The sequence below is a fragment of the Variovorax sp. LjRoot175 genome (assembly GCF_964253805.1).
Classification (GTDB): Bacteria; Pseudomonadota; Gammaproteobacteria; order Burkholderiales; family Burkholderiaceae_C; genus Variovorax.
On the sequence record NZ_CAXURY020000001.1, the window covers coordinates 3,720,375 to 3,743,423 of the forward strand.

The window sequence follows — 23,049 nt, forward strand, 5'->3', positions numbered from 1 at the left end:
AATGACGAATCAATTTCTCGAACAACTGGAGACGCCCGCGCTGCTGCTCGACGAGGCGCGCATGGACCGCAACATCGAGCGCATGCGCCGCCAGGCGCGCCGCCTCGGCGTCTCGTTCCGTCCCCACGTCAAGACCAACAAGTCGATCGAGGTGACGCGCCGGATCATGGAATCGCCGCAAGGGCCGATCACGGTTTCGACGCTGCGCGAGGCCGACTACTTCGCGGCGCACGGCGTCACGGACATCCTCTACGCCGTCTGCATCGCGCCGAACAAGCTCGACCATGTGATGAGGCTCCAGGACCAGGGCGTGCGGCTCACGCTGATCCTGGACAGCATCGAGGCGGCACGCATGCTCGCCGGGCGCGCGAAGGCGGCCCAGCGGCATTTCGACGTGCTGATCGAGATCGACTCGGACGGCCACCGCTCGGGCGTGAATCCCGATAGCGGCGATCTTCTCGAGATCGCGCAATTCCTCGAAGGCGCCGGCATTCCGGTGCAGGGCATCCTCACGCACGCCGGAAGCTCCTACGACTGCACATCCACCGACGCGATCTGCGCGATGGCCGAGCAGGAGCGTGCGGCGGCCGTGCACGCGGCGCAGCGCCTGCGCGCGGCGGGCATCGCATGCCCCGTGGTCAGCGTCGGCTCGACACCGACCGCGCTCTTCGCCGAGCAGCTGGAAGGCGTCACCGAAGTGCGCGCCGGCGTGTTCGTGTTCTTCGATCTCGTGATGGCCGGCCTGAACGTCTGCCGGGTGGACGACATCGCCCTGTCGGTGCTGGCCACGGTGATCGGCCACCAGCGCGAAAAAGGCTGGACGATCCTCGACGCCGGATGGATGGCGATGTCGCGCGACCGCGGCACGGCCAGGCAGCCGGTCGACCAGGGCTACGGGCTGGTCTGCGACCTCGACGGGCGGCCGCTGGACGACCTCATCCTCGTGGGCGCCAACCAGGAGCACGGGATCATGGCGCACCGCTCCGGCAAGATCGAGGGCGCGCTGCATCTGCCGGTCGGCGCGCAGGTACGCATCGTGCCCAACCACGCCTGCCCCACTGCGGCGCAGTACGAGCACTACAAGGTGCTCGGCGCCGGCCACGAGATCACTGCGACCTGGCAGCGCTTCAGCGGCTGGTGAAGCGCAAACAGGAAGACACGATGTTGATCATCTCGGAGCAGGAAGCCCGCGCGCTGGTGAGCGTCGAGGACGCCATTGCGGCGGTCGAACAATGCTTCGCCGCAATGGCAGCCCAGGAGGCGCGCAACTACCCGGTGGTTCGCGAGGGCGTGGGCTACCAGGACGCCGTCTTCGGCGTCAAGGCCGGCTGCGATAGCAGCGCACCCATTCTCGGCCTCAAGGCGGGCGGGTACTGGCCGCACAACATGGGCAAGGGCCTGAGCAACCATCAGTCTTCGACCTTGCTCTTCGACGCGGACACCGGCCGCGCTTGCGCACTCGTCAGCGCGAACTACCTGACCGGCGTGCGCACCGGCGCGGCCAGCGCCATCGCGACCAAGCACCTGTCGCGTCCCGACAGCGGCGTGCTCGGCATCATCGGCGCGGGCGCGCAGTCGCAATACCAGCTGCGCGCGACACTGGCCGTGCGTGCCATCCGCCGGGTCCATGCGTGGAATCGCTCGGCCGAGAACCTGACAGCCTTCGGCCGCATCGTGGAGCAACTCGGCCTGGAGTTCGTCCCGGAAAGCGGCGCCCAGGCCGTGGCCGCCCACGCCGACATCCTGATCACCGTGACGCCCTCGCAGAAGGCCCTGGTCGAGAAATCCTGGGTGCGCCCCGGCACCCACATCAACGCGATGGGCGCCGACACCCGGGGCAAGCAGGAGCTGGATCCGGCGCTGGTGGCGACGGCGGCCCTGTTCGTCGACGAGACCGCACAGGCCATCAGCATCGGCGAATGCCAGCATGCCTACGACGCGGGCCTGATCACGGATCGGAGCTTCCGCGGCAGCATAGGCGCGGTCATCGAAGGCCTGTGCGACGGCCGCCGCACGGCGGACGAGATCACGCTCTTCGACGGAACGGGCGTGGCGCTGCAGGATCTGGCCGTGGCCGATCTCGCCGTGCGCGCGGCCGCGAAGCGGGGACTCGGCAGCAACGTGGACTATTAGTATCGAAGGATGTCGCACGACATCACCGACCTGCGCTTCTTCGTCGCCATCACCGAAAGCGGCTCCCTCGCGGAAGCCGCGCGGCGCATGGACGTGACGGCCTCGTCCGTCTCGCAGCGGCTGCGGCAACTCGAAAGCCGCCTGGGCTTGCACCTGGTCCATCGCAGCACGCGCCGCTTCAGCCTCACCGACGAGGGCGAGCTCTTCCATGCGGGGGCCGTGAGCCTGCTCGCCGAACTGGATGGCCTGATCGACAACCTGCGCGCCCGTTCGGGCGAGGTCGCGGGGACGCTGAACGTGTGCGGCCCCTTGGGCTTCGGCCGGCATCACCTGGCAGCCGCCATCGCCGACTTTCATACGCGGCACCCGGGGCTGAAGGTTTCCCTGACGCTCAGCGACGTGGTGTCGACGACCGACGCGAACCGCTTCGACCTGATCGTGCACATCGGCAACCTCGCGAATTCGAGCATGGTCGCCTACCCCATCGCGCCCAATGCGCGCTTCGTCTGCGCCGCGCCCGGCTACCTCGCCCGCCGCCCTGCGCCGCGCACGCCGCAGGAGTTGGCCGGGCACGACTGCATCGCGCTGCGCGAAAACCAGGAAGACGTGACGCTGTGGCACTTCAAGAAGAAGCGCAGTGAAGTCGCGGTGCGGGTGGCCGCGACCCTGAGCAGCAACGACGGCGACGTCGTGCGGCAGTGGGCGCTGAAGGGCAAGGGCCTGATCATGCGCTCGGAATGGGACATCGCCGAGAGCCTGGCCTCTGGGCATCTGGTTCGGGTACTGGAGGACTGGAGCCTGCCGGCCGCCGACGTGGTGGCGCTGGTGGCGCAGCGCCTTGGCATGTCCGCCAGGGTGAAGCTGTTCCTGTCGTTCCTGCAGCAGCGATTCAAGCCGGTGCCGCCTTGGCGCAGCTAAGGTCCCAACGCCGTACGCTGCGGAGCGCTTCAGCAAAGCATCAACGCTCCATCAAAGTTCCCTCCGGCCTTGACCACTCCCGCTAGTCACGCCATATCGAGCTGAACGACCGTGCGACCCGGTCGGCTTTCGAGCACGAGCCGGACTCCCATCGCCTGGGCGCGCTCGCGGAGCGACCGCGGCGCGCGCGAGGCGTCGTAGCCGCGGCCGTCGTCGATCACGCTGAGCCGGACCGCCGTGCCCACCATCGCTGCCTCGATGCGCAGCACCGTGGCCTGCGCATGCTGCAGCACGTTGGAGATCGCCTCGAACAGCAGGAACTGCAGGTGGCGCATGGCCTGGGCGTCGAGGCGCTCGACCGGCACCAGTTCGTCGACCGCCCACTCCAGGGCGATGCCCGAGGCGTCGAAGCGCGGCGCCAGGCGGTAGCGCAGGGCCGCCAGCAGCGCGCCCACGTCGCCGTCGGGCAGGTGAATCGAATCGATGGTGAGCTTGAGTTGGTCCAGGGAATCGCGCAGCGTGCGCAGCAGCTCCGGCTGGCTGCCCTCCCCCGTCTGCAGCTGGCGAATGGCCGCGCTGATGTGCGAGCCGACGCCGTCGTGCATGTCGCGCAGGATGCGTTCGCGCTCGTGCGTGCGGGCCTGCTCGCGCGCCGCCTGCTCGAGCCGGCCATAGGTGCTGGCCAGTTCCTGCTCGCGCTGTGCCACTCGGGCGGCGAGCGTGCCCAGCAACTCGCGCGCCTGGCCGCTGGCCTCGCGGAAGCGCAGCAGCACGATGTAGAGCAGTGCCAGGCCGAACACCACCGAGACGTAGCGGTTCCAGGTGATGACGCCGAAGCTGTCGCTGAGGCGAATCATCACCCAGTCGCGCACGCCCACCGCCACGTTGAGCATGCCGGCGCCCGCCACCAGCCAGCGGGCCGTGGTCGGATGGCGCAGCGTGGCCACGAAATAGAAGCAGGCGTAAAGCGCCGAACTCAAACTCGCGAAGCCGAGCCAGGCGGTGAGGAACACGGGCTGGTGCTGCGCGAACGACAGCCAGGAAGCCAGCACCCCACTGGCGAACAACGCCGCCGTCGCGACCTGCATCCATCGCATCGAGCGGTGCGCACGCCACCCCGCAACGTGGTGGCAGAACAGCAGCACGCCGCAGATCCAGCCCGCGTAGGACGCCGTCAGCACCACGCCCCACAGCGGCCAGGCCAGCGGCGGCTCTTGGATCACCGCGTCGCCCACACGCAGCGTCCAGCACAGCTCGGCCACGCCGGCCCAAAAGTAGACGCTGTCGCGGTGCAGCCGGCCGTCGGGCGCGAGCTGGCGCTGCGTCGCCCAGCAGGTGAACGCGATGAAGGCGACCAGGAGGCTGAACATGCCCAGCAGCAGCGAGCCGGTCACCCGCCACGCGTAGGCGTGGGAAAAAACGTTGTCGCGCATTTCATGGGAAGGCCCGAGACGGATGGCCGACAGGCCGCCGCGCCGCCCGCCGTCGGCCCGGATGTGCACCCGCAGCAGGTTCTCTTTCTGCAGCATCGCCGGCGGCACCGCCACGTAGCGCGGCGCCTTGGCGTAGTCGTCGCGGTTCGGCGTTGCGACGTCGCCGAAGCGCGCCAGCAACTTGTCGTTGAGCCAGATCTCGGCCGCATTGCCCACGACCGGGAAGAACAGGCCGTAGGGCTCGGAGGGCGCGTCGGCGAAGGTGAACGGAATCTCGAAGCTCGCGTGTCCGGGCACGTTGCGGTGCACGCGGTCCCAGTGATAGGGCAGCACCGTGTCGCGCCAACCCGGTGGTTCGTCGGGCTGCATCACATTGACGCGCGCCTGGCGCAGTTCGAGCACTTCGGCCCGCGCGCCGGGCGCCGCCGCCCAGGCGGCCAGCGCCAGCAGCAGCAGCGCCATCAGCCGGCGCGCAGTGCCGGTCATGGCAAGAGGCCGAGCCGCGTCGCCTCGAACACCGCCTCGTTCTTGGAGTGCACCGCCAGCTTGCCGTAGAGGTTCTTGATGTGCGTTTGTACCGTGTGCACGCTCAGCGTCTTGAGTCGCGCGATCTCGGCGTAGGAAAAGCCGCGCGCGATCAGCGCCAGCACCTCCTGCTCGCGCACCGAGAGCAGCGACGGCGCTTCCGGAGCCACCGCAGGTGCGGGCCCGCGCTCGAGCCGCATACTGCGGTACTTGGCGAGCACGCGACGCGCGATCATCGGCGAGATCGGCGAGGCGCCCGCCTTCATCTCCAGGATGGTGTGAGCGATGTCCTCGGGCGCGGCATCTTTATGGATGTAGCCCACGGCCCCGGCCTCGATGCTGGCGAGCACGTTGTCCTCGTCGCCGAACACGGAAATCACCAGCGGCTCGCATTCCGGAAAGCGCGCCACCGCAGCGCGGATCACATCCAGCCCGCTGCCGTCGGGCAGGCCCAGGTCGGCCAGCAGCACGTCGGGAATCTCGTCGGCGTCGGCCAGCCAGGCCAGCGCTTCGCGCACCGTGCCCAGGCCGTCCAGCCAGCGCAGCTGGGGGCTGCGCCGCACGCTGGCCTCGAAGAACGCGCGCGCATTGCGATCGTCCTCGACCACCAGCACGTTCCAACGGCTCGGCGTCTCCGCCTCGGATCCCTCTGTTTGCATGGCGGTGAGCATAAAGCCACAGAACCCGCCGCAGGCCGCCCTCGCCTCACTCGTTCATGGGATGCGCTCTCGCCGACCCTGCCTCGACACTCGCGTCGCTTCTTTTCATGCAACCACCTGTCAACAACCCAAAACCACGAGGAGTTCTTTTCATGACATCCATTTCCCCCAAGATCCGTGCCGGCTGGGCCGCGGCACTGGTGCTCTCGCTGGCCGCCTGCGGAGGCGGCGGAGGAGGCGGAGGTGGATTCCCGACCGCCGCCGGCAGTACGGGCAGCACCGACACCGGCGGCACCACGACGGCCGCCAAGCTCAGCGGCGTGGCCGCCACCGGCGCGGCGTTCAGCGGCGCCACGATCACCGTGGTCGACCAGACCGGCAGCACGGTCTGCACGACCCAGACCGACAGCGCCGGCGCCTATGCCTGCACCTTGCCGGCCAGCACCAAGGCGCCGCTGGTCATCAGGGCCGTGCGCGATGACCAGACCTTCTACAGCACCACGGCCAGCGCGGCCGGGGGCACTGCCAACGTGACGCCGCTGACCACCATCATCGTGGCCGAGCTCTCGCCCGACGGCAACCCGGCCAGCCTGGCCGGCGCGATCCAGACCAATCCCAGCGCCGTGACAGCCGACACCATCAAGAAGCAGACCGACGAGCTGGTGGCGGCCATCACCCCGCTGTTGTCGGCTCTGGGCCTGGCGGCGATCGACCCGATCTCGGGCAGCTTCGCGGCCGACGGCACCGGCCAGGACAAGGTGCTCGATTCGATCTCGGTCAGCGTGCTGCCCGACGGCACCGCCGCCAACATCGAAATCACCGTCAAGGCCACGCCCGCGGACGACGGCAGCGCGCCGCTGTCCATCAGCTACAGCACCAGCAGCGCCATCACGCCCGTGCTGCCCACCGTCACGGCCAGCGCGCTGACCAACACGCCCTCGCCGGCGACGGTCGCGGACCTCTTCACGCGCCTCACGGCTTGCTATGCGCTGCCGCTGTCGCAGCGGGTCAACGCGCCGAACGACACGGCCGCCGTCACGGGCGGTCCGGCCGACGTGATTGCGCCGGCCTGCCGCACGCTGTTTGTCGGTGACGATCCGTCCACCTACTACAACAACGGCAACACCGTGGGCCGCACTGCCAGCAACCGGGGCGCATTCAACAGCCTGTTCCGGCCCGGCCCCACCGGCCTGGTGTGGGACCGCGGCAACTTCGAGTTCGTGCGCGCCAACGGCGACCTGGTGCTCAGCTACCGCTGGACCGACACGGCCGGCAACGCCGACAACGACACCATCATTGCGCGCAATGTCGGCGGCACGCTCAAGCTCGCGGGCAACGGCAACGACCACAGCGCCAGCGTGCGCCCCTTCTCGGAGCACCGCGACCTGATCAACACGCCGAACTTCAACTCCTACACCACCGGCTACAACATCAACATCGACAACAAGACCGACGGCAGCGGCAACCCGATCTTCAGCAAGGTGCTGGTGACCGCGCCTGACGGCGTGGTGCGCACCTTCGTGCCGCAGTCGGGCTTGTCGTACCTGGTGGTGATGAAGGACGACGGCGTGACGCCGAGCGGCAGCCCGATCGTACGGCTCGCCGGCGCCTACCAGAACACGGCCACTGCCGGCAACCCGGCCGACAAGGAGCTCAGCCTCTATTTCGTGGGCACGCAGTACACCGACGCGCAGATCGCGGCGCTGCAAAACCAGAGCGTGTGGACGCTGGAGTTCTTCGACACCAGCAACGCCAGCGTCGCAACGCAGAAGTACCGCACCCTGGCCCGCGCGCAGTCGGTCGCCGAAATCCGGCAGCTCGCCTTTGTGAACATCACCGCGACGATGCGTGCCGGGTTGCTCGCTGAAACAGACATCGCGACCGACGGCGCCAGCATCTACGGCGCGCCCAGCCAGAACGATCCGAACAACGTCGACTTCAGCGCCGACGGCCAGCTGGACGCCTGGACCGTGCCGCAGGGCGCGCTGGCGCCGATCTCGTTGGCCGTGTACGGTCGTGCGCCCTTCGGCAGCACCACTGCCGGCCAGCCGGGCGCGCGCTTCAACGACAGCACCGGCGTAGCGAGTTCGGCGCGCAAGGCGATGGTGTTCTGCTCGACCCAAGGCAGCAGCGACAAGCATTGCGACAACACCTTCGGCCAGCAGTACGCCGAGGGCACATCGATCAACACTGTCGAACTCTGGGCCCGCAACGCGCGCCAGGTGGAGATCAGCAAGAAGATCGGGTTCTACAAGCTCCAGTAGCAAGCCGCGGCGGCTTCGCAATCCAGCCCCGCTTGCGGGGCTTTTTTTCTTTGAACGCACCTGCGTGCAGGTGCAGAATGCGCCCCAAAACAACTGGAGGACCCATGCTGATCTTCACGAATCGCTTGTTGACCACTGGCACGGACGAAGCTGTTTTCAGCACCAGCTTCATCGAGCAGTCGGATCGCCTCGGGTTGGCTACGGTCAAGAAGACCAGCAAAGGCTGGAGCGTCTCCGGCGTGGACAACGAAGTCGACAACCAGGACTCCATGGGCGCCCTTCGGCCATTGTTCGAGGGAAGTCGCCCCGTTCTGGTCTATCTCCATGGCAACAACAACACGCCAGCCAAGTGCTTCGCGCGATGCGCAACGCTGGAGGCAATGTACAACGTCGAAGTCGTCGGCTTTTCCTGGCCGTCGGAGGGCTACCTCTCCAACGGCGACAAGCTCCCGGAGGTCGAGCCCGACACAGAAGACGGCGATGAGGACGACCTTTCCGGCGTGGCCGTCGGCAAGCAGAAGCCGTCACGGATCAAGTCGAAGATCCTGCGGTACCAGAGGGCCAAGACCAACGCCATCAATTCCGGGGAAGCTCTCGCGCGATTCTTCCGCATGGTCGCCGCAGCCAGGCTGTTCATCAATCGTCAGCCGTTCACCATCGCTGCACACAGCCTCGGCGCGCACTTCCTTCAGTACTCGCTCGACGTCGCGGGCGCCACGGAATCCGTGGCGGCCGCGCAGAACGTCGCACTCTTGGCGCCTTGCGTTCGCTCGAGCGGGCATCGCGACTGGCTTGCGAACGTGCGGCCCAAGGGGCAGGTCTTTGTCACCTTCAACAAGAACGACACCGTGTTGGCCGGAGCCTTCATTGCCGACAAGAGTCAGTTCAAGCTCGGCGCCGCTCCAGGGAGCGAACTGCTTCGAGCTCCACACATGCGGTACGTCAACTTCACGAACGGCGAAGTTGGAAAGGGGGGCCATGGCTACTTCGTGAACGACGGCATGCCCAAGAAGATGAAGCTTCTGTTCGAACGGGTGTTCTCGTCTGAACGGGATCTGCAAGGGGACGAGGGCCCCAAGAAGGTGTATCTGGTCGGCTGCGACGCCGATGGCCTCACCTGCTACATGGGTGCGCCGGGAATTCCGGGGATCGCAGGGCAGCCTTAACCGAACTGCAGGCAGCGCATGCTCAAGGTCCCCGACTGGAACCCTTCATAGATGGTCTGCGCGCGCTCGTTGGCGCTGGCAGCGCCCAGCGCGTACAGGAAGGGGTAGTAGTGGTCGGGCGTGGCGACGGCAATGGACGCGCCTTCCAGTTTCCCGTAATTGAGGAGGGCCTGGTCGTCGCGGCCCAGGAGGGCCGCCTTCACTGCATCGTCGAACGACTGCGCCCAGGGCCGGCTTGCCCTGAGGCCATCGGGCGTGCCGCGGTCGGTCGCGCGCAGGTTGTGCACGACGTTGCCGCTTCCCAGCACCAAGACGCCCTTGTCGCGGAGGGCGGCCAGGTCGCGACCCACCGCATAGTGGAAGGCCGCCGGCTTGTCATAGTCGATGGACATCTGGAAGACCGGCACGTCAGCCTTCGGGTGCAGGTATTTCAGGACGGTCCAGCTGCCGTGGTCGAGGCCCCACTCCTGCGTGGGGATGACCTTGACCTGCTTCATGAGGCTCGCCGCCTCCTGGGCAATGGCCGGATGGCCCGGCGCCGGGTACTCGATGTCGAAGAGCGCTTGAGGAAAACCGCCGAAGTCGTGAATTGTCTTTGGCTTCTCCTGGATGCCAACGCCCGTCGCCCCCGAGCTGAGCCAGTGCGCGGAGATGCTCAGGATCGCGGTCGGTCGCGGCAGCGCCCTGCCCCAGTCGATCAGGCGGCGGGTGAACGCGTTCTCGCGGATGGCGTTCATGGGACTGCCATGGCCAATGAAGATGACCGGCATGCGGCTCGAGGGTTTGCCGGCCTTGGCGGCCGCGGCGTGAGCGTACGACGACAGGGAGGCGAGCGCGGACGTGGCGCCGAGCGCCGTGGTGTTCAGAAGGAAGCCGCGGCGGCGCAGGTCAGCAGAAAACATGATTTCAAGTGAGTGGCTCGGTGCACGGCTTGGAGGCTCGCCGAACAATCTGCGTGCGTGGACCCAAGGTCTTCACAATGCGGTCGTTCGTGCCTTGCCGCCGCCGGATCATAGCGACGGATGCATGGATTCGGCCTCGACAGTTGTGGTGCGAAGACCCGCCACCCGGTAACCATGGCTTGCAACTTGCTTTGGATTGTTCGTATGCAGGTCGCAGCATGACTTCAACATTCATCAAGGCCGCAGAAGTCTGGTTGCCGAGCGACGACGGCTCCCTGCTCGAGTTCGGAAGCGGCGCATTCGGTGCCGCCAGGCGATTCGCGGCCATCAGCCGGGAGATGTGCTTCGGCCCAGGGGAAGGTTTGCCGGGTCGCGCCTGGGACGAAGGCAGACCGATCCTTCTGCGTCAGTTCGAAGGCTCGAACTTCCGCCGCATTTCGGCCGCCCGCGACGCCGGCCTGGACTGCGCCATCGCGCTGCCGCTTTTTGTGCATGACCGCCTCACTTCGGTGCTCGTGATCTTCTGCGGACACGAGGCCGCCGCAGCCAGCTGTTTGGAACTCTGGCATCACGACGCACGCATCACCAGCGACATGAGACTTGTCGATGGTGCCTTTGGCACGAACGCTCAAGCCTTCGAATCAGCCTCGCTCGAGACCTACCTGCCGCGCGGCGTGGGCCTGCCGGGGCTGGCCTGGCAACGCGGCGAAGCGGTGTTCATGGAAAACCTGCCTACCACCGGACGGTTCCTGCGCGCGCATGAGGCGGCCGATGCAGGCCTTCTGCGGGGTCTGGCAATCCCAGTTGGTTCGCGGCTCGATGACAGCCATGTCGTGACCTTCCTTGCCGGTGCGACGTTGCCGCTGGCGCGCCGCATCGAGCGCTGGGTTCCCGCTGCGCCAGGCGGCTTGCTGCAGCGCGTCTACGCCTTCAGTGAACTCCATGGTGGTGCCTCGCTGATCGAAGCGACGCTGCCCTTGTCAGCGCCGATGGGATCGATCGCCAGGGCCTGGCTCAGCGGGGTGCCGGCGATCAATGACTGGCCGGCCTCCGAACCAGGCGCTCCCGCTGCTGCCGCGACGGCGATCGGGTCCTGGGCGCTGTTGGCAATACCTGTGGTGTGGGAGAGCGAAGTGGTCGAGGTGGTGGCGCTGTACCTCTAACTGCCCGCCGCGGCCCCGAAAATTGAGACAGCCGCCGGCATCGAGGATGCCGCCCAATTCGGTCGGGCGCCGAAGCCACCTCTACCAGCACCAGCGCCGAACGACTGTCAGTCTGAAGCATGACGCATCAGTACTACGCCGGGATTAAGTGACGGCTGTCGGTTTTCAACTTAGATTGAATTTTTTGCAGCTTTTGGTTTGAACTCCTCCTGCCCCCATGGGATGGTCGGCGGAGGAGGGCCGCGCCGATCGCTGCTGCTGCGCTCCGCGGCGCGCCGCCCCCGCAGCAGGGCCCGCCATATACGTGCGGATGGTCTTCTTCTTGTCTGTCTGCGGTACCGGCGCACCAGTCCTTGAACAAGGCCATGCCACCTCCCCCTTCTCACTTCACCGCCTGTGCCGGCAGTTCAATTTCATAAGCTTGGGCGATCCGTCCGACCAGTTCGGCGACGGTGACAGCGCCGAGTTGCAGCGCCTTCGGATCGATGGTGGTGTCGGCGGCCACCGCGGTCAGGAACCGCGCCATGTCCTCCCCGACCTTCCTGTCGAGCGCAATGCGTGTGGCGGGCGCCAGCAGTTGCGAGAGGCGCAGCACATCGTTGAGGTGCTTGCGCACATCCTTGGCGTCCACCTTGGCAGAACGTACTGGTCGGCGTAGGCCGCGAACCATTCCTTGAAAACGTCTAGCCCTCTCACCATGGTAGGTGTCCTTTCAGTTCGTCCAGCGCAAGCTGGATCCGGTCATCGGTGTTGTCCCGCAGGCTGAGCGTCAGGGAAAGCGGGTCTACCGTGGCGGCGTTCGGCAGCAACGCCGGGCTGTAGCTCCACAACTGCCATTCCTGCGCGCCGGCGACGGGTTCAGGCAGCTCCCGAATGCCTGCCTCCGTGGTTGCCTTCCAATCGGAGCCCGTCATCGCATACACCGGCCATTTGGGCTCGGCCAGCATCGAGTACCGTGCGAGCGCGCTCAACCCGGCCAAACGGCCATGCACGTTGGCAAGGACGCTTTCGGGGGCAACCCACACCGTTTGCCTGACGGGTGTTCGCAGTACAGGTTTCGCCCGCTCCCAGACCTGCTCTGGAGGGCCTTCCATGCGCAGCAGGCGCACGCGGCCCACAGCGTGCACGCTCGCGAGCCCGGCCGCGGTCAGCTCCTTCACCACGCGCGACAGCGTCATGGGCGTGTAGCCCAAGGCTATTGCCACCTTGGAAGGTTGCCACTCGGGTTCCCACGGCTGGTGAAGCAGTGCCGTGATCAGCATGGCCTGTGCGGAAGGACTCAGCGCTTCCGCAGCTGGAGCGCGCCGGCGAAAGTATTCACGCAGGTCGAGACCGAGGTCTGGCAGGTAGAGCTGATTGCCCGGAACGATGAACGGCACCTTCGGACCACCATGGCGCCCGCCCGATGCGGGTTCAGGCGGCGGCGTGCACCGGCTGGCGCGCGTTGTGCGGCTTGCGGGTGGTGGTGCCGGCCGACGCGGCTTGCTCGCCGCTGCTCGCGCTGCCTTCGGCGCCGTGGCCACCGTTGCGGCGCGCCTCGGATTCGGCGCGGCTGTCGAGGTAGTCGATTTCCTCGGCCGTGAACGCCATGCCGTAGACGGTTTCGCCGTCCTTCTCGAAGTTGTTGTTGCGCAGGCGGCCCACGATGTTGACGTGCGAGCCCTTGCCCAGGTACTCGGCCGCGTTCTCGGCCTGCTTGCCCCACAGCGTCCACTGAATCGCGGTGGACTCCTCCTCGCGCGTCTCGCCCGAACCGCGCCGCGTGTTGCTGATCGCGGTCAGCACCGCCTTGGCGATCTTGCCCTCGCGGCCGTTGACGAATTCGAGCTTGACGGCGCCTGCCAGGTGCGCGTGTCGCTGGATGACTTGGACGTTTGCCATGGTGTTCTCCAATCGAGAGCCATCAGCCGGGCCCCGATCCGGGTTCCCTGAAAACTGATCCTCTCGCTCGGACTCCCTCGCTCCCGCCCACGGGCGGGCGGGGGGTGGGCATGGCCCCTTCCCTCATGGGAAGGGGTTGGGGATGGGTGGGGTTCTTCGCAGCCGAAGCAGTGAGCCGGTTTCCCGGCCCACCGCTTGAAGATCCCCCCACAAGTCCCCCTCACCCCGTTGACGGGGGCTTGTGGGGGGAGCGCGGTGGGACGACTGGCGCACGGGCTGCCCCCCCGTGGTCGACGCAGCGTCGCGGCCGATGTGCCAGCTTGCCTGGCGCAGCGGTTGCAGCGAAGGCGACCGAACGCCCACGAGCAGCGGCGCCTCCGCGGCCGACGTGCCACCAAGGGAGCCGAAGGCGAGCGACTGGCGCGGCGGTCGAGCCGCTGCGAGCACTTCCTTGCCTGCGGCATTCAGCGGCCCGGCACCGGGCATGGCGGGTGACCGGGGTGGCGATCTGGCCGGCGCCGCAGCGAGCGCAGCGACCTGCAAGCCGGCCAGTTCGCCAAGCGGGCCTCGTTCACGCGCAGCGTGAAGGAATCAGGGCCCGCGATCCCCGGGCACGGGAAAGGGCCGCCGCGTGCTTCAGCCGGCTGCGCCGGCCTGGCCGTGTTGCGTGAGGAATGGCAGCCCGTCAGGGTCGAGATGCCGGCATCGCCGGTGGCTCGACGCGCAGCGCAACAGCCCGGCCCCCGCACCGCGGGGACACGCCCTGGCCCACCGAGATCGGGCATCAGCAGCAACACCGTATCCGCCACCACGCGCCACTCACCCAGCGCCAACCTGGATCGCTGTTTCGTGGAATTCGAGTATTTCGAGTAAGGCTGATACACTCGGTACCATGAAGACCGCCCACAAGTCCATCGAGGCCGCTACGCGCAACGCCGCCCCGGCACTGTCGGTGAACATCGACCTCGATCCTTTGGTCGAGGTTGTGCGGCGCCATGTCAAGCTGACACCCCAGGCAACGCGGCTGATCAAGGGCGACTTCGCGCGGCTCTTCCAGCACCCGGCGATCAGCGGCAGCACCCGCAAGGCCTCCGCCCCCAGGTCCGCACCAGCGACCGACCCGGTTCTGACCACCCAGGAAGCGGCCGACCTGGTCGGTGTCTCTCGCCCCTACATCGTGGCCCGCATCGAAGCCGGCGCTATCCCCCTGCACCAGCAGGTGGGCAACCAGCGACGCGTCCTCAAATCCGCCGTCCTGGCCTGGCACCGCCAAGAGCAGACTCGACGCCGCAAGGCCCTGGGCCAGCTCGGCGCCGACCTCGACAGCGAAATCTTCGCGAGCTGAGATTCGTGATCCCTGTCGTCGCCGACGCCGACACCCTGTTCGGCGCGACCACCCGCGGCCTGTTGATCCACCTGGACTACCTGGGGCTCATCCGCCTGCACTGGAGCCCACTGATCCTCGACGAGCTGAGTCGTGCGCTCGTCGACACCGGCCGCAAGCCGGATGCGGAATCGGCGCGTCGCCACGAACAACTCATGCGGGCCGCATTGCCACAAGCAGAGGTCCCGACGCAGCAAGTCCAGGCACAGTTCGCCAGCGTTGCCCCCGCGATGCGGTCCACCAAGGACATCCACGTCGCCGCCTGCGCCGGGGCCATCCTGGCCGGCGACTTCTATCCCGGCGCCCAGGTCGTCAGCCTCGTCACCCGGAACATCCGCGACTTCGGTGTCCGCAAGCTCGCCGACCTGGGCATCGAGGTCCTGCGCCCGGATGCCTTTCTGCTGAATCGATTCCAGCAAGACCCCAAAGTCGTCGCTTCGGCAGTACGGTCGCCCGACAAGATCCGGCCACCGCGGCCGAGGGCGCCGTCCTGTTTCTGGAGAAACTATCCCCGGCCCTGAATCAGGTCGACAGTTCCACCGGTGCCTTAGGCAACACCACCTGCGCTGCCGTCCAGGAATTGGTGCCGCTCATCGGCGGCGCGCCGGTGGACACCGCCGTACGCCAGAAGTGGCTCGACCGCCTCTTCGAGGCCATCCAGGAGGACGACCCACCCTACATCGAGTGCCTGGGCGACCACTGGGGCGATCTCTGCGCGACACCCGAACTCGCATCGAGCTGGGCCGACCAGTTGCTGCCCATCCAGCGCAGCGTGCTGCGCGAACGCCATCGCGGCACCTACGCCTTCTTCGCGGGCACGACCCCGTGCTACAGCGCGCTGTTCAAGGCTGGCCGCCACGACGAACTGCTGGAACTGCTGGCGATGGATCCCCGCCCGATCTGGCAATACCTGGTCTGGGGCGCCCGCGTGCTCGTCGCGCGCGGCCAGGTCGACGAGGCCATCGCCTACGTGCGCGATCGAGCGGGCAGCACCACCGGCGAGGAAACCGTGGCGCGTTTCGCCGAGGACGCATTGCTGAAGGCGGGCCGGCGCGCAGAAGCTTTCAATCGATACGCGCTGCTGGCCAACCAAGCCAACTCCAACCTATCGACCTTCAGGGTGCTGGCGAAGAAGTACCCCGAACTGGCACACGACAGACTGCTGGGCCACCTCGTCGCGTCGACACCCGGTGAGCCCGGCAAGTGGTTCGCCACTGCCAAGACCCTGAAACTGTTCAACCGGGCGACCGCCCTGGCGTGGGCCTCGCCCTGCGACCCCAAGACCCTGACGCGTGCCGCGCGCGACCACCTGGTCAAGCAACCCGGCTTTGCCATGCAAGCCGCACTGGCAGCACTGCACTGGATGTCCATGGGGCAAGGCTACGAACTCACGGGCCTCGACGTGCTGGAAGCCCATCGCCTCGCCACCGAAGCCGCTCGCACCGCCCGGCAGATCGACCAGGCCCAGGCCACCATGGAGCAGGTACTGGCCCCCGACCGGCCCATGTCAGCATGGATGCGGCGATCGCTTGGAATCCCGCCCGCCACGTCAAAGGTACAGCATCCCTGAAGAGCGAGGTGCAAGTCGCGGAGCACCGCTCAAGACCGAGATATCGACGATACCGAGTCTCTCGGTCGTCGATGACAACATCTACGTGCGGAGGCTCTTGAGCAGCCGCTCAGCCATCTCCCCGATGACCGGGTGTTCTTGGAGCTTGCGTCGTCGCGAGCGTCGGGCGCGCATTCGATCGCGAGTTTGGTGTCGAAGTAAACGGCGGCCAGCGCAATTTCGTACTTGATGAGGGGGCGAAGTCCGGGGGCCTTGTCTATGGCAAAGCTTTGGAGGCCTCTAGGCTCAACTCGTCGAAATCCGCCGCGCTGATGGTTCCCGGCTCAATACCCCCGCCGATCAGCGCGCGCAGACCTTCCCGGCGCGCGAGAAACCCTCCCCACTCGTCCTCGATCTGCTCGAAGACTTGCCACGCCTCGCGTGCCGCCGTGCGCGCCTCATCCCAGCGCTTCCGCGCGGCGGACGCAATCGAGCGCGCGAGCGCCGCGCCGGCAGCCGATTCCTTGATGTCTAAGCGCGCGGCAATCTCGATGCTCTCGGTCGCTAGCGCGACAATCCTGTCCAAGGTGTCCGAATTTTGCGCAGAACCGTAAGCAAGCGCTCTGGCCCATCTCCATGCAGCCTCAGCTCGCCGGAACTCATCTCCAATGAGCGTCGCGGAACGGTGGCCTGCCTCGTGGAGAGGCGGCGTGCCCTCCGCCAATCCGAGAAGTTCCATTAGCGTCTCCACCGCGAACGGCGGACGGCCGGTCTTCGCGCGCGGGCAGTGCGGCTCGACGATCTGCACCAGCGCTGCCCACGGCACCACGCGCTCCATCTCTTCGAGGAACTCGCGCTTGCGCGTCTTCTTCGTCGACAGGTTCAGGCCAAGGCCGAGTTGCTTCATGGCTTCAGGTCATGCAAGGCTCGGGCCCGTTTTGCAGATATTCCCTTGCGCTGGGTTTGGACGCCCGGCTGATCTCGGCGAGCTTCGTGACGCCGTATCGCATTGAAGGGCGGGGTGGCAAGAACGACGCCAGCAAGATGCCGTGCTAACACCCGAGGGGAGCCGTTCTCATGCGGCCGTTTTCAATTCAGCCAGTGGAGAATCCGCCTTGGTAGCCAGCACGTCCAGATAGTCTGCCCACCGCTGGAGCATCACGGTGCGCTGCTTGAGGTACTGCGTACGGTTGTAGGCCCGCCCATTGGCGTCCTTGACGGCGTGCGCCAACTGGGCCTCGATCACCAGCGGGTCGATCTCCAGCGTTTCGGCCAACAAGGTCCGGGCTGTCGCCCGGAAGCCATGAACCGTCTGCACGGTCGGGCCGTACCCCAAGGTCAGCAGCGCCGCACGCAAGGTGTTGTCCGAAATAGGCCGCTCATGACTACGCTCGCCCGGAAAGACAAGCGCACCATGACCCGTAATGGGGTGGAGCTTGCGCAGCAACTCCACGGCCTGCCTGGGAAGGGGCACCAGGTGCGGATCGCCGCGTTCCTTGCCCTCGATGCGCCGCTTCATCCGCACTGCAGGCACCGTCCAGAGCGCTTGATCGAGTTCGATCTCGGCCCAGGCCGCCCCGCGCAGTTCGTTGGGGCGTTGGAAGAGCATGGGTGCCAGTTGCAGCGCCGTACGCACGATGGCGCCACCCTGATAGCCGCGGATGACGCGGATCAACGCGCCCAGTTGAGCCGGATCCGTGATGGCCGCGAAGTGCCGCTTCTTGCGGGGAGTAAGTGCGCCCTTGAGGTCAGCCGTGACATCGCGCGGCGCCCGTGCGGTAGCCACTGCGTAGCGCCACACGGCGCGCGCTGTCATCAGCACGCGGCCGGCCACGTCAAGAGCCCCGCGCTCCTCGACTCGGCGCAGGGCCGCCAGCAGTTCGATCGATTCGATCTCGCTGATCCGGCGCGCCCCAAAATACGGAAACAGATCCTTTTCCAGATTCCGTTTCTCGCGTGTGGCGTAGTGGCCGCTCCAGCGCGCATGGTGCTTGTCGAACCACTCGAGTGCCGTCTCTCGAAAGGTATCGCCGGTGTTCGCGGCCGCCTTGAGCTTGACGACCTGCCTCGCCTGAATGGGGTTGATTCCGGCCGCCTTCTGCGCCTTGGCCGCGTCACGCGCCTTACGCGCCGCGGCGAGGCCTACGCCGGGATACGGCCCCAAGGAGAATTTCTTCTCAACCCCTTGGATCCTGAACTTCCAGAACCAGCGACGGGAGCCCAACGCAGAGACTTCCAGGTAGAGGCCACCTGAGTCGGCGTAGCGCGCCTGCTTCCGTTCCGGCGGGCAAATCGCATTGCGGCACTGGGCATCGGTCAACGGCATTGGGCTACCTCCGGGGGTGGGGGTACAAAATTGCCGTGCGTGGGGCTCAGGCGGTTTTTACCCCCTCTTGTACCCCCACTTGGCGCTGGCAGCCATCGGATTCCAGTGTATGCCTCCGGACGCGATTCGCCCAGTCCCCCAATGAAAAAGGGCGTCCGGTGGATGAAACCGGACGCCCTTGGACGTTTTGTTGGTCGGTGTGAAAGGATTCGAACCTTCGACCCCTTGCACCCCATGCAAGTGCGCTACCAGGCTGCGCCACACACCGAAGCGTTCGATTATAGCCGTGCGTTTTCAGTGACCTGGTGTCAGCAGTTCGCGAATTTCGTACAGTTCGCGCCGCAGGTGGAGCAGCTGCGACGGATCGATGGTCCGGTCTGCGCCTTGCGGCATATCCGTGCCTTCCTTGAGTGCGGCTTCGAACTCTTCCTGATCGATCTCGACCGCCTCCATGCCTTCGAGCGGCACTTCGCCAGCCTTGCGGCGGTCGCGCTCCGACTGGACCATTTCCTGCAGCTTGTTGCGCGCCCCGCTGATGGTGAAGCCCTGGTCGTAGAGCAGGTCGCGGATGCGGCGGATCATCAGCACCTCGTGGTGCTGGTAGTAGCGTCGATTGCCGCGCCGCTTCATCGGGCGCAACTGCGTGAACTCCTGCTCCCAGTAGCGCAGCACGTGCGGCTTGACGCCGCACAACTCGCCGACCTCACCGATCGTGAAGTAGCGTTTGACGGGAATCGGTGGGAGCGTTTTCTCCATTGAAATCAAGACGGTGCGAGGGAAACCTTAGAGATTACTCCACGCACCGCGCGCGACCAAGCACTATTCGGCGCCGAGACTCCACTCCACCTCTTGCGGCCCCTCTTCGCCGATGCTGCCGTGAATTTGTTCCTTCAGCTTGGCACTGGCGTGAAAGGTGGCGACGCGGCGCTCGCCGATCGGAATGGCCTCGCCGGTACGCGGATTGCGGCCGGGCCGTGGCGCCTTGACGCGGATCTGGAAATTGCCGAAGCCCGAGATCTTGACGTCCGTGCCTTCGATCAGGCTGGCCGCGATCAGGTCGAAGAAGGCTTCGACCATGTCCTTGGATTCGCGCTTGTTGAGGCCGATCTGCTCGAACAGCAGGTCGGCCAGGTGCGCCTTGGTGAGCGCGGGCGTTTCGAGGACTTCGAGCGTGAATTCCATGGCGTTCATACCCGCAGATGCGCGCCAAGCCGCGCGCTGAGTTGCTCGAGGATCGTGGCCACCGCCGCTTCGACCTGCTCGTCGGTCAGAGTGGCGCTGTCGCTATTGAAGCTCAGGCGCACGGCCATGCTCTTCTCGCCCTGCGCCAGGCCTCCAGGGGCGACAGTGCCGTCGCGCGCCACGGGCGGCCGGTAGATGTCGAACAGCACGGCGTCGCGCAGCAAGCCGGGATCGGCGGCCGCGCGGATGGTGCGCATCAGCGCATCGTGCGTGATCGCTTCGGCCACCACGACGGCGATGTCGCGTTCCACCGCCTGGTGCTTGGGCACCAGTTGGGCTTCGGGCAGCGGCCGCGCGATGACGGCATCGAGTTCGAGCTCGAATAGCACGGGCGCCTGGGCGAACTCCCATGTCTGGCGCCAGCGCGGGTGAAGTTCGCCCACCACGCCGATCGCACGGCCGTCGAGCAGCACGCGGGCCGCGCGGCCCGGATGCAGCGCGGGATGCTCGGTCGCCTCGAAGCTCGGCACAAGGGGCGCGAGCAGCGCTTCGACGTCGCCCTTGATGTCGTAGAAGTCGACGCGCTGCGCCTTGCCGTCCCAGCGCGCGGCCTCGGCATCGCCCCAGGCCAGGCCTGCCACGCGCATGGGCTGGTGGATGCCCTTCACGGTGCTGTCGGTGGTGACGACCGCGTCGTCGCGCAGGAACACGCGGCCCAGCTCGAACACGCGCACGCGCGGCGCCCGGCGATCGAGGTTGAACTTCAGCGCCTGGAGCAGCGAGCCGATCAGCGACGAGCGCATCACGCTCATCTGGCTCGCGATCGGGTTCAGCAGCTTGATCGGGTTGGCGTTGCCGGCGAGCTCCTGCTCCCAGTGCGCCTCGACGAAGCTGAAGTTGATGGTTTCCTGGTAGCCGAGCGCGGCCAGGCGATGGCGCACGGCGAAGCGGCTGCGCTGGACCTCGGGCCGCACGCGCGCGGTGATCGGTGCCAGCGGGGCCATGGTCGGCAGGTTGTTGTAGCCGACCAGGCGGGCAACCTCTTCGATCAGGTCTTCTTCGATCTGCAGGTCGAAGCGGTGCGGCGGCGGCGTGACGACCAGCGTGCCTTCGCCCTCTTCCATGGGCAGGCCGAGCCGGCGCAGCGCGTCGCCGCACTGGGCCTGGGTGAGCGGCATGCCGATCACGCGCGCAGCACGCGCCACGCGCAGCGTGACGGGCTTGGCTTCCGGCAGGCGCAGTGTCTGGTCGTCGATGGCGCCGGCCTGGCCGCCGCAGATGTCAACGATCAGCTGCGTGATGCGCTCGATGATCTGCACCGTGCGGCTCGGGTCGACGCCCCGTTCGAAGCGGTGCCCCGCGTCGGTGTTGAAATTGAAGCGGCGCGAACGGCCCTGGATGGACTCGGGCCACCAGAAGGCCGCCTCGACATAGATGTTACGGGTGTCGTCGGACACCGCCGTCGCATCGCCGCCCATGATGCCGGCCAGCGATTCGACCTCGCCGCGCTCGTCGGCGATCACACCGACCTTCTCGTCGACCATGACCGTGTTGCCGTTGAGCAGCTTGAGCTGTTCGCCCGGCTTGCCCCAGCGCACCGTGAGGCCGCCGTGGATCTTGTCGAGGTCGAAGATATGGGACGGCTGCCCGTACTCGAACATCACGTAGTTCGAGATGTCGACCAGCGGCGACACGCTGCGCTGACCGCAGCGCGCAAGTTGATCGACCATCCACGCCGGCGTGGCGGCCTTCGTATCGACACCGCGGACGATGCGGCCCGAGAAGCGGCCGCACAGATCGGGGGCTGCGACCTGGACCGGCAGCTTGTCCTTCAATGCCACCGCCACCGGGGCGATGGCAGGTGTCTTGAGCGGTGCACCGGTCAACGCCGCGAGCTCGCGCGCGATGCCGTAGACGCTCAGTCCGTGCGCCAGGTTGGGCGTGAGCTTGAGCGTCAGCAGCGAATCGTCGAGCTTCAGCACCTCGCGCACGTCGGCGCCTACGGTCGCATCGGCCGGAAGTTCGAGCAGGCCGCCGTGGTCTTCGCTGAGCTTGAGCTCGCGCGCCGAGCACAGCATGCCCTGGCTTTCGACGCCGCGCAGCTTGCCCAGCTTGATCAGGAAAGGTTGGCCGTCATCGCCCGGCGGCAGCTCCGCGCCGACCAGCGCCAGCGGCACCTTGATGCCGGCGCGCGCGTTGGGCGCACCGCACACGACGTTGAGCAAGCTGCCCTGCCCCGCGTCGACCTGGCACACGCGCAGCCGGTCGGCGTTGGGATGGGGACCCGCTTCCTTGATCTCGCCGACCACGATCTTGGTGAAGGGCGGCGCCACCGGCCGGCGCTCCTCGACCTCGAGCCCGCCCATCGTGAGCGTCTCCGCCAGTTCTGCGCTGGAAAGCGGCGGGTTGCAGAACTCGCGCAACCAGGACTCTGGAAATTGCATCTCGTCGTTCTCGTTCTCTGTTTACTGGAATTGGCTCAGGAAGCGCAGGTCGCCATCGAAGAACAGGCGCAGATCGTTGACGCCGTAGCGCAGCATCGTGAGCCGGTCCGGGCCCATGCCGAAGGCGAAGCCGATGTAGCGTTCGGGGTCCAGGCCCATGTTGCGCACCACGTTCGGATGCACCTGGCCCGCGCCCGAGACCTCGAGCCAGCGGCCGGCCAGGGGGCCGGTCTGGAACTGGATGTCGATCTCCGCGCTCGGTTCGGTGAACGGGAAGAAGCTCGGACGAAAGCGCAGCACCAGGTCGTCGGTCTCGAAGAAGGTGCGGCAGAAGTCGGTGAACACGACCTTGAGGTCCTTGAAGCTCACGTTCTCGCCGAGCCAGAGGCCCTCGCACTGGTGGAACATCGGCGAGTGCGTGGCGTCGCTGTCGACGCGGTAGGTACGGCCCGGCGCGATCACGCGGATCTCGGGCGCCTTGACCGTGCCGGTGGTGTCGGCCGCCGCGGCTTCGAACTCGGCCGCGTACTTCTTGACGTGCTGATGCGCATAGCGCACCTGCATCGGGCTGGTGTGAGGGCGCAGGTTGTACGGGATGCCGTCTTCGCCGTTGATGTCGACGTAGAAAGTGTCCTGCATGGAGCGCGCGGGATGGTTCGGCGGGTTGTTGAGCGAGGTGAAACTGTGCCAGTCGCTCTCGATCTCGGGACCGTCCGCGACATCGAAGCCCATGCTCGAGAAGATCGCCTCGATGCGCTCCATCGTGCGGCTCACCGGATGCAGGCCGCCGGGCGCACGCTGGCGGCCGGGCAATGTGACATCGAGCGCCTCGGCACGCAATTGGACGGCGAGTTCCTCGTCGGCCAGCTGCTGGCGGCGCTCGGTGAGCGCGGCCTCGATGGCCTGCTTGGCAACGTTGATCGCCGCGCCGCGCGACTTCTTCTCGTCGACGGAGAGCGCGGCCATGCCCTTCATCAACTCGGTGATGCGGCCGGCCTTGCCGAGGAACTGCGCCTTGGCGTTCTCGAGTTCGGCCGGGGCCTTCGCCTTCGCGAAGGCAGCACGTGCGGTGTCGACCAGGGAGTCCAACTCGTTCATGGGGAATACTTCGAGGTGAAAG

Annotated in this window: 20 protein-coding genes, 1 tRNA gene and 1 pseudogene; 9 read left to right on the forward strand and 13 right to left on the reverse strand. The window is 66.8% G+C overall.

Going from position 1 to position 23,049, the window contains the following annotated elements; genetic code table 11:
* Nucleotide 1 precedes the first annotated feature (1 nt).
* Genes ACSQ89_RS18375 through ACSQ89_RS18385 form a run of 3 tightly spaced genes read left to right on the forward strand, consistent with a single transcriptional unit; the run spans nucleotide 2 to nucleotide 3,051 of the window.
* On the forward strand, nucleotides 2-1,141 hold the full coding sequence (locus ACSQ89_RS18375; protein ID WP_436294531.1) for a DSD1 family PLP-dependent enzyme: 1,140 nt from the start codon (nucleotides 2-4) through the stop codon (nucleotides 1,139-1,141).
* Between the two features lie 20 nt (nucleotides 1,142-1,161).
* A complete protein-coding gene (locus tag ACSQ89_RS18380; RefSeq protein WP_436294532.1) occupies nucleotides 1,162-2,133 on the forward strand; it encodes an ornithine cyclodeaminase family protein in 972 nt (323 codons plus the stop codon).
* 9 nt (nucleotides 2,134-2,142) lie between these two features.
* On the forward strand, nucleotides 2,143-3,051 hold the full coding sequence (locus tag ACSQ89_RS18385) for a LysR family transcriptional regulator (protein WP_436296326.1): 909 nt from the start codon (nucleotides 2,143-2,145) through the stop codon (nucleotides 3,049-3,051).
* Nucleotides 3,052-3,137: 86 nt separating this feature from the next.
* Here the strand turns inward: ACSQ89_RS18385 and ACSQ89_RS18390 are convergent, their stop codons facing one another.
* Together ACSQ89_RS18390 and ACSQ89_RS18395 are read right to left on the reverse strand one after the other, a co-directional pair.
* Complete coding sequence (locus tag ACSQ89_RS18390) at nucleotides 3,138-4,970, reverse strand: histidine kinase (RefSeq protein WP_436294534.1); 1,833 nt, start codon at nucleotides 4,968-4,970, stop codon at nucleotides 3,138-3,140.
* Entirely contained in the window at nucleotides 4,967-5,668 is a 702-nt protein-coding gene (locus tag ACSQ89_RS18395) for a response regulator transcription factor (protein WP_244504141.1), read from the reverse strand. The genes ACSQ89_RS18390 and ACSQ89_RS18395 overlap by 4 nt, the downstream gene beginning before the upstream one ends.
* 152 nt (nucleotides 5,669-5,820) lie before the next feature.
* On the opposite strand from ACSQ89_RS18395, the gene ACSQ89_RS18400 reads away from it, so the two are divergent.
* Both ACSQ89_RS18400 and ACSQ89_RS18405 read left to right on the forward strand, forming a co-directional pair.
* Nucleotides 5,821-7,932, forward strand: coding sequence for a carboxypeptidase regulatory-like domain-containing protein (locus tag ACSQ89_RS18400; protein ID WP_436294535.1), 2,112 nt, complete (start codon nucleotides 5,821-5,823; stop codon nucleotides 7,930-7,932).
* A 104-nt stretch (nucleotides 7,933-8,036) separates the two neighbouring features.
* Nucleotides 8,037-9,098 carry an alpha/beta hydrolase gene (locus ACSQ89_RS18405; protein ID WP_436294536.1) on the forward strand — a complete coding sequence of 354 codons (1,062 nt, stop codon included), beginning with the start codon at nucleotides 8,037-8,039 and terminating at the stop codon, nucleotides 9,096-9,098.
* Here ACSQ89_RS18405 and ygiD read toward each other — a convergent pair.
* Entirely contained in the window at nucleotides 9,095-10,000 is a 906-nt protein-coding gene (gene ygiD, locus ACSQ89_RS18410) for a 4,5-DOPA dioxygenase extradiol (protein WP_436294582.1), read from the reverse strand. The two genes, ACSQ89_RS18405 and ygiD, sit on opposite strands and share 4 nt — an antisense overlap.
* Before the next feature lie 77 nt (nucleotides 10,001-10,077).
* On the opposite strand from ygiD, the gene ACSQ89_RS18415 reads away from it, so the two are divergent.
* Nucleotides 10,078-11,163: a GAF domain-containing protein gene (locus tag ACSQ89_RS18415; protein WP_436294537.1), complete on the forward strand. Its 1,086-nt coding sequence runs from the start codon at nucleotides 10,078-10,080 to the stop codon at nucleotides 11,161-11,163.
* A 382-nt stretch (nucleotides 11,164-11,545) separates the two neighbouring features.
* On the opposite strand, the gene ACSQ89_RS18420 is transcribed toward ACSQ89_RS18415, so the two are convergent.
* The 3 genes from ACSQ89_RS18420 to ACSQ89_RS18430 all read right to left on the reverse strand — a co-directional run bounded on the left by ACSQ89_RS18420 (nucleotide 11,546) and on the right by ACSQ89_RS18430 (nucleotide 13,044).
* Nucleotides 11,546-11,794 carry a hypothetical protein gene (locus tag ACSQ89_RS18420; RefSeq protein ID WP_436294538.1) on the reverse strand — a complete coding sequence of 83 codons (249 nt, stop codon included), beginning with the start codon at nucleotides 11,792-11,794 and terminating at the stop codon, nucleotides 11,546-11,548.
* A 61-nt stretch (nucleotides 11,795-11,855) separates the two neighbouring features.
* On the reverse strand, nucleotides 11,856-12,542 hold the full coding sequence (locus ACSQ89_RS18425) for a hypothetical protein (protein ID WP_436294539.1): 687 nt from the start codon (nucleotides 12,540-12,542) through the stop codon (nucleotides 11,856-11,858).
* Nucleotides 12,543-12,576: 34 nt separating this feature from the next.
* On the reverse strand, nucleotides 12,577-13,044 hold the full coding sequence (locus ACSQ89_RS18430; RefSeq protein WP_436294540.1) for a single-stranded DNA-binding protein: 468 nt from the start codon (nucleotides 13,042-13,044) through the stop codon (nucleotides 12,577-12,579).
* 892 nt (nucleotides 13,045-13,936) lie between these two features.
* On the opposite strand from ACSQ89_RS18430, the gene ACSQ89_RS18435 reads away from it, so the two are divergent.
* The 3 genes from ACSQ89_RS18435 to ACSQ89_RS18445 all read left to right on the forward strand — a co-directional run bounded on the left by ACSQ89_RS18435 (nucleotide 13,937) and on the right by ACSQ89_RS18445 (nucleotide 15,998).
* On the forward strand, nucleotides 13,937-14,389 hold the full coding sequence (locus tag ACSQ89_RS18435) for an excisionase family DNA-binding protein (RefSeq protein ID WP_436294541.1): 453 nt from the start codon (nucleotides 13,937-13,939) through the stop codon (nucleotides 14,387-14,389).
* Between the two features lie 5 nt (nucleotides 14,390-14,394).
* A complete protein-coding gene (locus ACSQ89_RS18440; protein WP_436294542.1) occupies nucleotides 14,395-14,949 on the forward strand; it encodes a PIN domain-containing protein in 555 nt (184 codons plus the stop codon).
* A gap of 62 nt (nucleotides 14,950-15,011) precedes the next feature.
* The gene (locus ACSQ89_RS18445) at nucleotides 15,012-15,998 is read left to right on the forward strand and encodes a hypothetical protein (protein WP_436294543.1); all 987 of its coding nucleotides are present in this window, start codon (nucleotides 15,012-15,014) and stop codon (nucleotides 15,996-15,998) included.
* 720 nt (nucleotides 15,999-16,718) lie between these two features.
* Here the strand turns inward: ACSQ89_RS18445 and ACSQ89_RS18450 are convergent.
* The 7 genes and pseudogenes from ACSQ89_RS18450 to pheS all read right to left on the reverse strand — a co-directional run.
* A pseudogene (locus ACSQ89_RS18450) lies at nucleotides 16,719-16,884 on the reverse strand (IS5/IS1182 family transposase); the annotation flags it as partial.
* Between the two features lie 168 nt (nucleotides 16,885-17,052).
* Nucleotides 17,053-18,303 carry a tyrosine-type recombinase/integrase gene (locus ACSQ89_RS18455; protein ID WP_436296327.1) on the reverse strand — a complete coding sequence of 417 codons (1,251 nt, stop codon included), beginning with the start codon at nucleotides 18,301-18,303 and terminating at the stop codon, nucleotides 17,053-17,055.
* Between the two features lie 191 nt (nucleotides 18,304-18,494).
* Nucleotides 18,495-18,571: transfer RNA gene (locus ACSQ89_RS18460), tRNA-Pro, on the reverse strand.
* Nucleotides 18,572-18,597: 26 nt separating this feature from the next.
* Nucleotides 18,598-19,059: a MerR family transcriptional regulator gene (locus ACSQ89_RS18465; protein WP_093109752.1), complete on the reverse strand. Its 462-nt coding sequence runs from the start codon at nucleotides 19,057-19,059 to the stop codon at nucleotides 18,598-18,600.
* A gap of 63 nt (nucleotides 19,060-19,122) precedes the next feature.
* Nucleotides 19,123-19,494: an integration host factor subunit alpha gene (locus ACSQ89_RS18470; RefSeq protein WP_093109753.1), complete on the reverse strand. Its 372-nt coding sequence runs from the start codon at nucleotides 19,492-19,494 to the stop codon at nucleotides 19,123-19,125.
* The gene (gene pheT, locus ACSQ89_RS18475; RefSeq protein WP_436294545.1) at nucleotides 19,491-21,929 is read right to left on the reverse strand and encodes a phenylalanine--tRNA ligase subunit beta; all 2,439 of its coding nucleotides are present in this window, start codon (nucleotides 21,927-21,929) and stop codon (nucleotides 19,491-19,493) included. Before pheT ends, ACSQ89_RS18470 begins: the two co-directional genes overlap by 4 nt.
* A 21-nt stretch (nucleotides 21,930-21,950) precedes the next feature.
* On the reverse strand, nucleotides 21,951-23,027 hold the full coding sequence (gene pheS, locus ACSQ89_RS18480; RefSeq protein WP_436294546.1) for a phenylalanine--tRNA ligase subunit alpha: 1,077 nt from the start codon (nucleotides 23,025-23,027) through the stop codon (nucleotides 21,951-21,953).
* Nucleotides 23,028-23,049: the final 22 nt, after the last annotated feature.